General features: G+C 69.8%; 11 protein-coding genes. 1 reads left to right on the top strand and 10 read right to left on the bottom strand.

Going from position 1 to position 14124, the window contains the following annotated elements; translation table 11 throughout:
* Positions 1-71: 71 nt before the first annotated feature.
* The gene (locus ACFOY2_RS20020) at positions 72-1163 is read left to right on the top strand and encodes a cupin domain-containing protein (protein WP_379529562.1); all 1092 of its coding nucleotides are present in this window, start codon (positions 72-74) and stop codon (positions 1161-1163) included.
* Positions 1164-1185: 22 nt separating this feature from the next.
* Here ACFOY2_RS20020 and ACFOY2_RS20015 read toward each other — a convergent pair whose 3' ends face one another.
* The 10 genes from ACFOY2_RS20015 to ACFOY2_RS19970 all read right to left on the bottom strand — a co-directional run bounded on the left by ACFOY2_RS20015 (position 1186) and on the right by ACFOY2_RS19970 (position 14008).
* Positions 1186-3378 carry a RelA/SpoT family protein gene (locus ACFOY2_RS20015; protein ID WP_379529561.1) on the bottom strand — a complete coding sequence of 731 codons (2193 nt, stop codon included), beginning with the start codon at positions 3376-3378 and terminating at the stop codon, positions 1186-1188.
* A gap of 204 nt (positions 3379-3582) precedes the next feature.
* Entirely contained in the window at positions 3583-4101 is a 519-nt protein-coding gene (locus ACFOY2_RS20010; protein ID WP_357816257.1) for an adenine phosphoribosyltransferase, read from the bottom strand.
* Positions 4102-4359: 258 nt separating this feature from the next.
* Complete coding sequence (secF, locus tag ACFOY2_RS20005; protein WP_379529560.1) at positions 4360-5346, bottom strand: protein translocase subunit SecF; 987 nt, start codon at positions 5344-5346, stop codon at positions 4360-4362.
* A gap of 1 nt (position 5347) precedes the next feature.
* Positions 5348-7192, bottom strand: coding sequence for a protein translocase subunit SecD (gene secD / locus ACFOY2_RS20000; protein ID WP_379529559.1), 1845 nt, complete (start codon positions 7190-7192; stop codon positions 5348-5350).
* Positions 7193-7235: 43 nt separating this feature from the next.
* On the bottom strand, positions 7236-7616 hold the full coding sequence (gene yajC, locus ACFOY2_RS19995) for a preprotein translocase subunit YajC (protein WP_357816249.1): 381 nt from the start codon (positions 7614-7616) through the stop codon (positions 7236-7238).
* A 211-nt stretch (positions 7617-7827) separates the two neighbouring features.
* A complete protein-coding gene (ruvB, locus tag ACFOY2_RS19990; RefSeq protein ID WP_379529558.1) occupies positions 7828-8859 on the bottom strand; it encodes a Holliday junction branch migration DNA helicase RuvB in 1032 nt (343 codons plus the stop codon).
* 513 nt (positions 8860-9372) lie between these two features.
* Positions 9373-9993, bottom strand: a complete 621-nt coding sequence (gene ruvA, locus ACFOY2_RS19985; RefSeq protein WP_379529557.1) for a Holliday junction branch migration protein RuvA — start codon at positions 9991-9993, stop codon at positions 9373-9375.
* A 379-nt stretch (positions 9994-10372) separates the two neighbouring features.
* Positions 10373-10903, bottom strand: a complete 531-nt coding sequence (ruvC, locus tag ACFOY2_RS19980) for a crossover junction endodeoxyribonuclease RuvC (protein WP_379529633.1) — start codon at positions 10901-10903, stop codon at positions 10373-10375.
* Between the two features lie 307 nt (positions 10904-11210).
* Complete coding sequence (locus tag ACFOY2_RS19975) at positions 11211-12353, bottom strand: GNAT family N-acetyltransferase (RefSeq protein WP_379529556.1); 1143 nt, start codon at positions 12351-12353, stop codon at positions 11211-11213.
* Between the two features lie 11 nt (positions 12354-12364).
* Positions 12365-14008: a carbohydrate ABC transporter permease gene (locus tag ACFOY2_RS19970; protein ID WP_379529555.1), complete on the bottom strand. Its 1644-nt coding sequence runs from the start codon at positions 14006-14008 to the stop codon at positions 12365-12367.
* Positions 14009-14124: the final 116 nt, after the last annotated feature.

The raw sequence follows: 14124 nt of genomic DNA, 5'->3' as shown, positions 1-14124 counted from the left end.
GGAGGCCGAAGCGCCTCCACCGGGACGCGTATCCCCTGCGCGGGAAGCCCTTTGAGATCTAGGCTGGCGGCATGGATCCCGTCAGCGTCGCACGCGCCCTCGTCGAGGAGATGTTCCCGGGCGCTTTGTATGCCTTCGTCGGCGGCAGCGTGCTCACCGAGCGCCGCACCAGAACCTCCGACCTCGACGTCGTCGTGGTGCTCGACGGGCTGACCACCCCCTATCGCGAGTCGCTGCGGTGGCGGGGGTGGCCGGTGGAGCTGTTCGTGCACAGTGAGACGAGCCTGCGCGCCTACCTGGACAAGGACTTCGACCGGCGGCAGCCCAGCCTGGCCCGCATGTGCGTGGACGGCGCGGTGCTGGTCGACCGCACCGGCGGGCGGGCCAGCGACCTGCAGGCGGCCCTGGGCGAGCGGCTGGCCGCCGGGCCGCCCGACCTGACCTCCGCGCAGGCCGAGCGGGCCCGCTACGGCCTGTCCGACCTGCTGGACGACCTGGAGGGCGCCACCGATCCCGGTGAGCGCGCCTTCATCCGCTGGCAGGTGGTGCAGGCGACGGCCAGGATGGCGCTCGGCGTGGGGCAGTGGTGGCAGGGCAGCGGCAAGTGGCTGCTGCGCGAGCTGCGCGCGCACGATCCTGAACTGGCCGAGGAGCTCCTGGAGGCCCACGAGGATCCGGCACGCCTGGCGGCCGTCGCCTCAGGCGTCCTGGAACGGGCCGGAGGGCGCCTCTGGGAGGGTTACCGGGCCGAGGGCGACCCTTTCCATGGGCCACTGCGTCACGTGCCCTCAGGGACGCTCTCGGGCGAGACGGCGCAGAGCTCCGGCATGCGGCGGCTGGCGGCCATCAGCGGCGCCACCGCCGGGTCCGAGCGGCTCTGGATGGGCCAGACCCACGTCGCCCCGGCGACCCGCTCGTCCAACCACCATCACGGAGCCTCCGAGACGGCCATCTACGTGGTCAGCGGCACGCCGTCGTTCGTGTTCCTGGAGGGGGGCGAGGAGGTGCGGCTGGAGACCCGGCCGGGCGACTACGTCTTCGTGCCGCCCTACGTCCCCCATCGGGAGGAGAATCCGGATCCGTCGCAGGAGGCGGTGGTCGTGATCGCGCGCAGCACGCAGGAGGCCATCGTGGTCAACCTGCCCGACCTGCGCCCCCGCTGACCCCCGCCGGGGGGCGGGGCGGCTAGTTGCTCGCCCCGCTCACCCGGTAGACGTCGAAGACGCCCTGGATGCCGCGCACGGCCTTCAGCACGTGACCCAGGTGCTTGGGATCGCCCATCTCGAAGGTGAACTTGCTGATCGCCACCCGGTCGCGGGACGTGGTGACCGAGGCGCTCAGGATGTTGACGTGCTGGTCGGACAGGGTGCGGGTGACGTCGGACAGCAGGCGCGGCCGGTCGAGCGCCTCGACCTGGATCGCCACCAGGAACACGCTGTCGTCGCTTGGCGACCAGCTCACCTCGACCAGCCGGTCGGGCTGCGTCTTGAGCTGCTGGACGTTGGTGCAGTCGGCCCGGTGCACGGACACGCCGTGGCCCCGGGTGACGAATCCGACGATCTCGTCGCCGGGGACCGGGGTGCAGCACTTCGACAGGCGTACCCACACGTCGGCGTCGCCCGCCACCACCACGCCGGCGCCGCCACCGCCCCTGGGACGGCCGCGCAGCCGGGTGGGCAGCGAGGTCTCGGCGATGTCCTCCTCGGCGCTGTCGACGCCGCCGATCGAGGCCACGAGCTTCTGCACGACGGCCTGGGCCGCGATGTGCCCCTCGCCCACGGCCGCATACAGCGCCGACACGTCGGGGTAGCGCAGGTCGCGGGCCAGCGCCAGCAGCGACTCTCCCGACATCAGCCGCTGCAGCGGCAGACCCTGCTTGCGCATGGCCCGGCCGATGGCCTCCTTGCCCGCCTCGATCGCGGTCTCGCGGCGCTCCTTGGAGAACCACTGCCTGATCTTGTTGCGGGCCCGGCCCGACTTGACGAACTTCAGCCAGTCGCGCGAAGGCCCGGCGTCGGGCGACTTGGAGGTGAAGATCTCGACCGTGTCGCCGTTGCCGAGCCGCGACTCCAGCGGCACCAGCCGCCCGTTGACCCGCGCGCCGATACAGCGGTGGCCCACCTCGGTGTGGACGGCGTAGGCGAAGTCGACCGGCGTGGCCCCCTCGGGCAGGGCGATGACCTGGCCCTTCGGGGTGAACACGTAGACCTCGGAGACCGACAGGTCGAAGCGCAGCGACTCGAGGAACTCGCCGGGGTCGGCGGTCTCCTTCTGCCAGTCGAGGAGCTGGCGCAGCCAGGCCATGTCGTTGCCCGGCTTGACCTTGCCCGTGGGGCCGGGGGCACCGACCTCCTCCTTGTACTTCCAGTGCGCGGCCACGCCGTACTCGGCCCTGTGGTGCATCGCGTGGGTGCGGATCTGCAGCTCCACCGGCTTGCCCTCTGGACCGATCACCGTCGTGTGCAGCGACTGGTACATGTTGAACTTGGGCATCGCTATGTAGTCTTTGAACCGCCCGGGCACCGGGTTCCACCGGGCGTGGATCGTGCCGAGCGCCGCGTAGCAGTCGCGCACGGTGTCGACCAGCACGCGGATGCCCACCAGGTCGTAGATGTCGTCGAACGCCACGTCGCGCGCGATCATCTTCTGGTAGACCGAGTAGTAGTGCTTGGGTCGGCCCTTGACCACGGCGCGGATCTTCGCCTCGCGCAGGTCGCCGGAGACCTTCTCGATGACCTCCTGCAGGAACAGGTCTCTGCGCGGCGCCCGCTCCGACACCATGCGCGCGATCTCGTCGTAGCGCTTGGGGTAGAGCATGGCGAAGGCGAGGTCTTCGAGCTCCCACTTGATCGTGTTCATGCCCAGGCGGTGGGCCAGCGGCGCGAAGATCTCCAGCGTCTCGCGCGACTTCTGGTGGCGCTTGTGCTCGGGCAGGTAGCGCATGGTGCGCATGTTGTGGAGCCGGTCGGCCAGCTTGATGATCAGTACGCGGATGTCGCGCGACATGGCGACGACCATCTTGCGCACGGTCTCGGCCTGGGCCGCGTCGCCGAACTTCACCTTGTCGAGCTTGGTGACCCCGTCGACCAGGGAGGCGATCGTCTCGCCGAAGTCGCCGCGCAGCTCGTCGAGGCTGTAGGCGGTGTCCTCGACCGTGTCGTGCAGCAGCGCCGCGCACAACGTCTCGTCGTCGGTGCCGAGCTCGGCCAGGATCGTCGCCACGGCCAGCGGATGGGTGATGTACGGGTCGCCGGACTTCCGCTTCTGGTCGCGGTGATGGTAGGCGGCGACGTCGTAGGAGCGCTCGATCAGGCGCAGGTCGGCCTTGGGGTGGGTGGCGCGGACCGTACGGAACAACGGCTCCAGCACCGGGTTCATGGCCCCTCCCCCAAACCGCCTTCGGCGCACCGCTGGTGCACCGGGCGCCTCGGCACTGCCAGAGTCGCTTACGTCGGGCACGACCACATCACGGGGCACACAGACTCCTCACGCAATGGCTCCCTCCGCGAAAATGCTCCTCACGTTCGGGTCCAGATCCACCAGTGTATCCAGGCGGCGAACCTGGACCGCCGGGACCCGGGCTCAGACGATCACGAGGGAGTGCAACTCCACCCCCTGCAGCTGCTCACGTCCCTTGAGAAAGCCCAGCTCCATGAGCACGGCGATGCCGACGACCTCGCCTCCTGCCCTCTTCACCAACTCCACGGCCGCCTTGGCGGTGCCACCGGTGGCCAGCACGTCGTCGACGATCAGAACACGGTCGCCGGGTGCGAAGGCGTCACGGTGGACCTCGATGGTCGCGGAGCCGTACTCCAGATCGTAGGACTCTTCCAGCGTCGCGGCGGGCAGTTTCCCCTTCTTGCGCACCGGCACGAACCCGGCGCCCGCCCGGTAGGCCACGGGGGCCGCCAGAATGAAGCCGCGCGCCTCGATCCCCACGATCTTGTCCACCTGGCCCAACCCGGCCAGCTCCTCCACCACGGCCGCCATCGCCACCGGGTCCGCCAGGAGCGGGGTGATGTCCTTGAACATGACGCCCGGCTTGGGGTAGTCGGGAATGTCCCTGATCCGGTCAAGGATCATCGCGTTCAGCTCACTCATGGGGTTCCTCGCATTTCTCCACGGCTGTGTGCCGGGCTCCATGATGGTGCATCCCTGCCCCGCTTCGTCCCGCCCCGCTCTTTCCGGCCGGCCCCCTGGAGCCCCAGGAACGTCCTATACGGCCCGCCAAGCCCCTTTCCAGCCCCGAACACCCCTCACCCGCCCTCTGCACTCTTGCCCCACCCCAAAGCCCCCTGACGCCCCCACACGCGACGACGCCCCCACCCCTGGAAGGGTGAGGGCGTCGGAAGCGGCAGGTCAGCCCTTGGCTACCGCTGCGCTTTTGGAACTCTTGCCGCCCCCCGTCGAGGCGAGGCGCTTGGCGATGGCCTGGTACTTCGGCTCCCGCTCCTTCAACGTCACCAGCAGCGGCGTCGCCACACACAGAGACGAGTACGTACCGACGATCATGCCGACGAACAGCGCCAGCGACAGGTCCTTCAGGGTGCCCGCGCCGAGCAGCGTGGTACCGATGAACAGGATCGCCGCCACCGGCAGGATCGCGACCAGCGAGGTGTTCAGCGACCGGATCAGCGTGTGGTTGAGCGCGTTGTTGGCCGCCATCGAGTACGTCTGCTTGGAGGTGTGCCCCAGCTTGGCCGTGACCTCCTTGATCATGTCGAACACCACGACCGCGTCGTAGAGCGAATAACCGAGGATGGTCAGGAAGCCCAGCAGCGTCGCGGGCGTGACCTCGAAGCCCGACCAGGCGTAGATGCCGGCCGTGATGACGAGGTCGTGGATGAGCGCGACGATGGCCGCTATCGCCATCTTCGGCTCGAACGCCATCGACAGATACAAAATGATCGCCAGCATGAACACGCCCAGGCCGATCCAGGCCTTCTGGGAGACCTCACCGCCCCAGGACGCGCCGATGGACTGGATGCTGACCTCGCTGGTCGGGACGTTGAAGTCCTTGGCGATGGCGGTCTGCACCTGGTTCATGGTGCTTTCAGGGAGGCTCTCGGTGGTGACCCGCCAGCCGCCGGTGGTGGTCTGGGCGATCACCTGGTGCACGCCCTCGTCGGTGAAGGACTGGCGCACCTGCTCGATGCTGACGCTGGCCGGCGCCTTGAACGAGAAGACAGAGCCACCCCGGAACTCCACGCCCAGGTTGAGGCCGTTGATCAGCAACCCGGCCAGCGAGATGAGCAGCAGGATGCCGGACAGGCTGTACCACAGCCTCCATTTGCCGACGAAGTCGACATCGATCTCGCCGCGATAGAGGCGACGCCCCAGTCCCATCTCAGGCCTCCTGCGGAGTGGTCGGACGGCTGTTGTGCCCCGTCGCCTCGCTCATGCGCTCGGCGTCGAGACCGGACAGCGGGTGCCCCTTGGCGAAGAACTTCAGCCTCGCGAGCAGGGCGATGAACGGCTTGGTGAACAGGAACACCACCACGACGTCGATCAGCGTGGTCAGGCCCATCGCGAACGCGAACCCGGCCACACCGCCCACCGCCAGGAAGTACAGCACGATCGCGGCGATGAACATGACGGCGTCGGCGATCAGGATCGTGCGCCGGGCACGAACCCAGGCCACCTCGACGGCCGCGCGGAGCGACCGCCGACCCTCCTTCATCTCATCACGTATGCGTTCGAAATACACGATGAAGGAGTCGGCGGTGATTCCGATCGAGACCACCAGGCCGATGATGTGCGGCAGCGACAGCCGGAAGCCGGCGTTGTGGCCGAGCACGACCACCGCCGTGTAGGTGAGGATCGTGGCCACCACGAGGCTCAGCACCGCCACGATGCCCAGGCCCCGGTAGTAGAGCAGGCAGTAGACGACGACCAGCACGAGGCCGATGAGGCCCGCGATCAGACCGCCCTGGAGCTGGTCCTGGCCCAGCGTCGAGGAGACGGTGTCGATCGAGCTGCGCTCGAACTTCAGCGGCAGCGCGCCGTACTTGAGCTGGTCGGCCAGGTTGGTGGCGCTGATCTGGTCGAAACCGCCGGTGATCTCGGCACGTCCGCCGGGGATCGGGCCGATGATGTTGGGGGCGGTGATGACCACGCCGTCGAGGACGACCGCGACCTGGTTGCGCGGGGCCTGGGAGTTGTAGGCGGTCGTGGTGAGCTTGCTCCACTCGCCCGCGCCCTTGCTCTTGAAGTCGAGCTGGACGACCCACTCGGTGGTGCCCTGCTGGACGCCCGCCGAAGCCGTGCCGATGTCGGTGCCGACGACCTTGGCGACGTCGAGCACATACTTGGCGCTGCCGTCGGTGTCACAGGCCGCGAACTGCTTCTTCGGGTCGTCCTGGACGCCCTGGCCGCGCTTCTTCGGGTCGGCGCAGTCGAGCTTCTGGAACTGGGCCAGCACCGTGGGGTCGATGCCCTGGGTGTCGATGCCCTCGTTGGGGTTCTGCGCGGGCGGCTGACTGGGCTGGCCGGTGGGCGCCGCGGACGGCGAGGCCTTGTCGTTCTGGCCCTTCTTGGTCTCCTGCTTCTGACCGTCGCCGTCCTGGGTGGCGGTCGGCGCCTCCGCCGAGGCCGAGGCGCCGGGCGTCGGCGCGGTCAGCGCGGACGACAGGGCCTTGCCGGTCGGGGACGCGCTCGCCTTGGGCTCCTCGGCCGACGTGCTCGGCTTGGCGGAGCCGTTCTCCTCCGGAGCCGCCGACTGGCTCGCGTTCGGCGCGGCCGACTGGCTTCCGGAGGTCGACGGCGAGGCACCCGGCGTCGGCGCGTTGGTGGCGAGGTCCGGCGGCGCCTGAGTGGCCTCCATGGCCAGCACCTGGCGGAAGCGCAGTTCCGCGGTGGTGGCGACCAGCTTGATGGCCTCACTCTGTCCGACGCCCGGAATGGAGATGATGATGTTGTCGCCTGACTTGGCGACCTCCGCATCGGAGATGCCGGTGCCGTTGACTCGTTCGCGGATGATGTTGACCGCGCGGTCGAGGATCTCCTCCGGCGGAGTCGCGTTGTTCTGAGTCACGGGAGACAAAGTCACCGTCGTACCGCCGGCGAGGTCGAGTCCCAGCTTGGGCGTGAACGCCTTCTGCAGGAGCATCGTCCCGCCCAGGGCGAGGATGAGCGCCAGCAGCACCAGGAGCGTACGCCCCGGTCGGCTGTGGCGGCTGGTCGGTCGGGCCACTGGTCGTCAGTTCTTTCAGATAGAGGTTCGGCGCAGAGCTTGGTTAGGACTGCTTGGTGCTGGAGTCCTGGTCGCCGTTGCGGTCAACGGTGGCCTCGGCCTCCTTCTTACCCTCTTCGTCGTCATGATCGGCCGACTGCTCGGCCGAGGGTGCCTCGCCAGGCGAGACGACGCGGCCGATGGCGGCCTTCACCCAGCGAGTCTCGATCCCCGGGGCCACCTCGAGGATCACATCCTCATTGTCCAGCGCGACCACGGTACCGAACAGGCCCGTCGTCGTCATGACACGCGTCCCCGGAGTCAGGGAGTTCTGCATCTGAACCGCCTCTTGCTGGCGCTTGCGCTGAGGGCGGATCAGCAGGAAGTAGAACACCACCACCAGAAGAATCAGCGGCAGGATGCTTCCGAGTTGTCCCATGTCCATAAGGGGCGACCTTCCATTGTCGTACAAGAAGTTGACACCGGCCCCGCGCCGGAAATTCCGTGCGTTGCGTCGGGCCGCGCCGCTCAGCCCGTCAGCCTACACAGCCAGCCAAGCCACGGAGTGTAGGCGCTTGTTGCGAAACGCGGCAACGAGGCAGCGTTTCGGCGCGCGGGGAAGTTCCCAATTTGAAACGGTTGCAACCGTTCTGTGATCAGTCGAAAACCGCGGCCCCGAATGCGTCGGGTGGCGGAGTCATTCCAAGGTGTGTCCATGCGGCCGCGGTCGCGACCCGTCCGCGCGGCGTTCTGGCCAGCAGTCCTTGGCGCACGAGGAACGGCTCGGCCACCACCTCGACCGTCTCCGGCTCCTCCCCCACGGCCACCGCCAGCGTCGACAACCCGACGGGGCCGCCGCCGAACTTCTTCAGCAGCACGCCGAGCACCGCCCGGTCGAGCCGGTCGAGCCCCTCCGCGTCGACTTCATACAGATTAAGGGCTGCCGCGGCGATGTCGCGGTCGATCACCCCGTCGGCACGCACGTCGGCGAAGTCGCGTACCCGCCTCAGCAGCCGGTTGGCGATGCGGGGCGTGCCGCGCGAGCGCCTGGCGATCTCGTGGGCGCCGTCGACGGGCAGGTCGACGCCGAGCAGCTTGGCCGAACGGTAGAGAACCTGTTCGAGCTCGGCGACCTCGTAGAAATCCATGTGGGCGGTGAAGCCGAACCGGTCGCGCAGCGGCGCGGGCAGCAGTCCGGCGCGGGTGGTGGCCCCGACGAGCGTGAACGGCGCGATCTCGAGCGGGATCGCGGTGGCTCCCGGGCCCTTGCCGACGACGATGTCGACCCTGAAGTCCTCCATCGCCAGATAGAGCATCTCCTCGGCGGGCCTGGCCATCCGGTGGATCTCGTCGATGAACAGCACCTCGCCCTCCGACAGCGTCGACAGGATGGCCGCCAGGTCGCCGGCGCGCTCCAGCGCGGGGCCCGAGGTGATCCGCAGGGGCGCGTTGAGCTCGGCCCCGATGATCATCGCCAGGGTCGTCTTGCCCAGCCCAGGGGAACCGCTCATCAGCACGTGGTCGGGCGGACACTGGCGGCGCAGGGCGCTCTCGAGGACGAGGGACAACTGCTCACGCACTCGGCCCTGGCCGATGAACTCGCTCAGCCGCTTGGGACGGAGCGCCGCCTCGATCTGCAGATCGTCGCCTCCGGCATCGGACGACACCAGCTCCCGCTCAAACCCCACGCCAGCCCCTCCTTCCACACTCACCCCACCCTGCCATCAATGCCAAACACCCAACCACCACCCTCTCCCACCCCACCCTCCCGCCCTTCCAACCCCAACCAGAACCGATGCGAGCCGACCCAGAACCGATGCGAGCCAAGCAAGAGCCGATGCGCGGCTCGTCCCGGGAGAACGTCTCAGGGCCGGACAGCGCCGCCTTGGGGTGCGAAGATCTCGCCGTACGGCCGCCAACCCCCACCGCGCCGAGACGGCGGGACGTGGTGCGGCGGTGTTCGGCGCAATGCGGTCGGCGGCCGACCGGGCCACGGAGCCCGGCCAAGAATGCGCTCGTCACGGCGAGCACCCCGTGAGCCTTCACTACCGGCCATGACAGAGGGAAAGGGAGGTCGGCGCGTGCGGGCACGTTGGCCCCGCCGTAAAGGATGGAGGACAGAACGGGGACGACGGCGCATGCGGCCCCGCCGTAAAAGATCGGAACCACGTCAGAAGGAACGGCGCCCAGGGGAAAAACGATCATCGGACGCTCAGGGAACGAAGTGCGGCCTTCAGGAGCGTGGCGATCTGCGGCTGGCGCCCGGCGGCGAGCTCGGCCTCTGCGTCCGGTTCCACGATGGCGACGGCCTCGTCGGCGTCCTTGCTGGAGTACCCCAGCCCCACCAGCCCCGAGTGCACCTGGTCGCGCCACAGCGCCGGCCGCCGCTCCCCGTTGAGGGCCGCGTTCACGGCCTCCTCCGGGGTGCCGAGCCGGTCCTTGAGCTCCAGCACGATGCGCTGAGCCCCCTTCTGCCCGATCCCCGGCACCTGCGTGAGCGCCTTGAGGTCGGCGCTGGCCACGGCGACCCGCAGCGCGTTGGGCGTGTGCACGGCGAGCATCGCCAGCGCCAGCTTCGGCCCGACCCCGCTGGCCGTCTGCAGCAGCTCGAACACGGCCCGCTCGTCATCGCCGGCGAACCCGTAAAGAGTGAGCGACTCCTCGCGCACCACCAGCGACGTCGCCAGACGCGCCTCCTCGCCCAGCCGGAGCGCGGCGAGCGTGCCGGGGGTGCAATGGGTGAGAATGCCGACCCCGCCGACCTCGATCACGGCCCCGTCCGGGGCGATCGCCGCCACCTTGCCCGCCACCGACGCGATCACAGCCCGACATCCTTCCCACCGACACGCACGACCTGAGCCAACGCACGACCACGAACAACCGAACCAACCCGGCCACCCCTGAGACGGCGACCGCCGACGGGCACAGCACCCTGGCCATCCCTGAGACGGCAACCACCGACGGCCACAACACCCCGGCCCCTCACACGGCGACCGCCAAAGCCCACAGCACCCCGGCCGCCGTCGATTTCAGCGGCTCTGCTGCCGGTCGCCACGCGCCGGCGAACCATCTCAAGAGCCCTGCCGCCCGTCGTCGCGCGATCACGGGTGGCGGCAGGCGCTTCGCCACGTGTCATCGCCGGCACCGTCACAGCCCGATATCCTCTCGCACCGCCGGACCCAACACGCCGTCGAACGTGATTCACGGCCTCGTGTCCCTCCGGTTGGCCTTGGCGAGGGCGGCGGCGAGGCGGTGCTGGGCGCCACCGCGCCAGACGTGGCAGATGGCCAGGGCGAGCGCGTCGGCGGCGTCGGCGGGCTTGGGCATCTCAGGCAGGCGCAGCAGCCGGGTGACCATGGCGCCGATCTGCTTCTTGTCGGCGGTGCCGCTGCCGGTGATCGCGGCCTTGACCTCGGACGGCGTGTGCAGCGCCACGGGCAGCCCGCGCCTGGCCGCGCAGAGCACGGCGATGCCGGCGGCCTGGGCGGTGCCCATGACGGTGCGTACGTTGTGCTGGCTGAAGACGCGCTCAACCGCGACCGCGTCGGGCCGCACGTCGTCGAGCCAGCGCTCGATCCCGGCCTCGATGCCGACGAGTCGCGCGCCGAGCTCCTCGTCGGCCCCCGTGCGCACGACCCCGACGGCCACCATCGTCAGCGGCGCCCCAGGACGCCCTTCGACAGCTCCCAGACCGCACCGGGTCAGCCCAGGATCGACGCCCATCACCCGCACCGGCATGCCTCCCCGCGCCCGCCGAACATCTGTTCGGCATCAGACTCTACTCCGGCTGACGGGCCGTCGCACCGCGAAACGCCTTCCCCATCGGCCCTCTTGCGCTGAGGCCGAGATACGGGACGAAGTTCGGGGCTTGGGACGAGCCGAAGCCAATGGAGCGGGATCCAGAGTGGCAGACCGGGCGGGGATGGAGGACCGGGCGGGGATGGGGAGTTGGCCGAGCAGCGTGACATGCCTTCCAGCGAACTTCAGGTGCCCAGGACCTCCCCACACCCCCACCACCCCTCGGAGAAGGGCGTACGGCCTAGAAGTAGTCGAGCATGTATGCCTTGGCGGCGAAGGCGGAGTCCAAGGCGTCGTCGTGGCGGTCGTCGCCGCTCATGAGCCCCGACAGCCGCAGCGTCGCCGCGGGAACCCCGGCATACAGGGCAGACAAGCCGTTCACGCTGATCGTGACACCCGTCTCCGCGACGGGTGTGGCCGTGCCCGAGCCGCCCGCCACCTCGAGCCGCCAACTGCCGGCGCCCCTGAGGGGGTCGTCGACGGTGACGACGGCGTCGCAGGTCACGTGCTGCGGGTAGCCCCTGCGTTCGACGGCGCAGGCCACGTCCAGGACCCTGAACATCCACCGCACCGTCTTGATCGGCTCCTTCGACCGCTCGCGCAGCAGCCACAGGACCGGGTCGTCGGGCGCGACGGAGGCGACGACGTGCTTGGCGATCGAGGAGGCGCTGCCGACCATGGACCACAGGGCCCTGGCGGTGTCGGGGGAGGCGGCGACGAGGGTCTCGACCTCGATGTCCTCGCCGCGCCACCGGTAGATGACGAACCCGTCGTCGGCCAGGTAGAGGAAGTCTTCTTCGTTCCCGAGCCAGAGGCTCCAGGTGCGCTCGTCCCAGGAGACGGGGCCGCTGGCGCGGGAGGCGCCGTGGGCGCGGTGGAGGACGGAGATGACCTCCGCGGTGTCGGCGGGGCCCATCCTGCGCAGCTTGACCTGCCCGGACGGCCGGATCTGGCGCAGCGACTCCGCGGGGAGGCTCACCTTGTACTGGGCGCCCGCGTGCTCGTAGCCGAGCGAGCGGTAGATCGGCGTGGTCGCCGGGTAGAGCACGGAGATCGCCTCGCCGAACTCCGCGCACCGGTCGAGGACGGCACGCATGATCTGGGTGCCGAGGCCGCGTCCGCGATCCTCGGGGTTGACGGTGACGCCCGCGACGCCGGCCATCGGCTGCGGCCTGCCGTGCCACCACTGGGTGAATTGGCGCGCCCGCGCGGCGGCGGCCAGCCGCGAGCCGTCGAAGGCCCCCAGGTAACGGCGCTCGCCGAGCACCGGGAGCACCGCTTGCCGCCATCTGTCCTGGTCGGCCGCGGACAGGGGCCCGAACGAGCGCCTGCGAAGATCGAGCACGTCGTCAAGGTCATCGGGGGTCAGGTCGCGAATTTCCACGAAGAGCCAACCTACGCAGCGGGCGTGTGTGAACGCGAATCGTTTGCGGTGATGGCCAGCCGGTCGAGGTAGAGGAGCTGGGCGGCCACGGCGCCGGCCAGCGCGACGACGACCGCGATCAGCGGCGTGGCGGCCCCCACGTCGGGCGTCGTGGTGGCGAACGCGCCGAGCTGGGCGGTCTGCGCGACCGGGGCGGTGAACAGGGCTGACTTCTGGACGACGAGCAGCGGCCAGAGGAGGTCCTGGGCGTTCATCAGCGCGACGGCTCCGGCCAGGATGCCCGCCATCGGCAGCGAGGGCAGGAAGACTCCGGCGAAGAAGTCCTTGTCGGTGCGCTCGGCCAGCCCTGCGCAGAGCAGGGTGAGCACCAGCAGGGCCGGGACGCTGACCAGCACGGGCGGGAAGAGGGCGAGGAAGGAGTCGATGAGGCCGAGGTTGCGCATGTTCTGCCAGTTCGCGACGCCGAGGGGGCCGGTGGTGACGAACAGCCAGGGAGCGAACGCCAGCAGCAGCCACTCGCTGTGACGTCCGAGCGGGCGCAGCCCTCCGATGCCGAGGGCCCCCAGGTAGGCGACGCCCACAGAGATGATCGCGCCACTGACGGCGGGCACCCAGGTGTTCACCTGCGCGCCCAGAGCGCCGGCTTGGCTGCCGGTGGAGGCGAGCACGCCGTCGATCCAGGGCCAGGTGAAAAAGAGCCCGACGGCCACGAGCACCACCAGCGCCGCCGCCCCGACGGCCACGGCACTCGGCGACCGACGCTCGGGGACGCCCACGCCTTCCGGCGTGTCACTTGACGCCGAGGGCATCCCGGCATGAGACGCGGGGACGACCGTGATGCGCAGACGGGCGGCCACCGCGATGACGGTCGCGACGATGCCCAGCACCCCGAGGATCACCCCCGTGAGGGCCGCGACGGACGCCCCAGGGCCGAACTCGGCCATTCTGAAGGCGAAGTCGTACTGGAGACCCGCGAGCGTCTCTGTGGAGCGCTCAGGGCCGCCCCGGGTGAGGACGAGCCCGATGGAGAACGCCTGAAGCCCCACGGCGACGGTGGCGATCGCGACGAGCGCCCCCACGACGAGCATCGCGGGCGCGACCCGCGACCCGCGCAGAGCCGGCAGGAACGCGGTCACCGCCAACGCGCAGATCACCCCGAACGTGGCCGCCGCGACGATCAGGCGGAGCGTTCCAGGGGCGGTCGCCGGCTCGCGCAGCCCTTCGACGAGGCCGAGCAGCCCGGACGCCTCCGGCGCCATCCCCCGCATCCACGCCGCCGCCACCCCCACAGGCGAGAACGTGACGACGGCCAGCGACAGCACGATCCGCCCTGCTCTCCTGGGCCACGTGCCGGCCCGGTCGAGCGCCAGGGCCAGCAGCGGCGCCACCACCACGGCCGTCAGCAGCGGGAACAGGGTCAGCGAGAGCGAGAACCCCAGCGCCTGCCAGAACGCGTCGTCGCCCAGCAGCTTGGTGTAGTTGGACGTCCCCGTGTAGGTGCTCTCGCGCAGCACGCCCCCGCTGTGGAGGCTGAGCCAGATCGTCTGGCCCGTCGGCAGCACCAGCGAGATCAGGGTGCCGAGCAACGCCGGCACGGCCAGGAGCCAGCCGAGCGCCGGAGCGGAGGTCTGGGGAGCGGGGGCGGGGGAAGTCACGTCGCCCGACCCTAGCCGCCCGGGGGCCCTGGCGCACGCCGGAAACGTACGCGACCGGCGCCCACGGGCACACAAAGGACGTATGCCCCACCCGAACAGAGACCCAGCCCCCGCAC

It is taken from the genome of Nonomuraea purpurea (assembly GCF_042650645.1).
Taxonomy (GTDB): domain Bacteria; phylum Actinomycetota; class Actinomycetes; order Streptosporangiales; family Streptosporangiaceae; genus Nonomuraea; species Nonomuraea purpurea.
This window is presented reverse-complemented; position numbering and strand designations above follow the sequence as displayed.

What these genes read in the sequence shown, in the direction of transcription:
- ACFOY2_RS20015 (WP_379529561.1), bottom strand. Translation starts at nt 3,378, where the DNA reads ATGAACCCGGTGCTGGAGCCGTTGTTCCGTACGGTCCGCGCCACCCAC.
- ACFOY2_RS20010 (WP_357816257.1), bottom strand. Translation starts at nt 4,101, where the DNA reads ATGAGTGAGCTGAACGCGATGATCCTTGACCGGATCAGGGACATTCCC.
- ACFOY2_RS20020 (WP_379529562.1), top strand. Translation starts at nt 72, where the DNA reads ATGGATCCCGTCAGCGTCGCACGCGCCCTCGTCGAGGAGATGTTCCCG.
- secF (WP_379529560.1), bottom strand. Translation starts at nt 5,346, where the DNA reads ATGGGACTGGGGCGTCGCCTCTATCGCGGCGAGATCGATGTCGACTTC.
- yajC (WP_357816249.1), bottom strand. Translation starts at nt 7,616, where the DNA reads ATGGACATGGGACAACTCGGAAGCATCCTGCCGCTGATTCTTCTGGTG.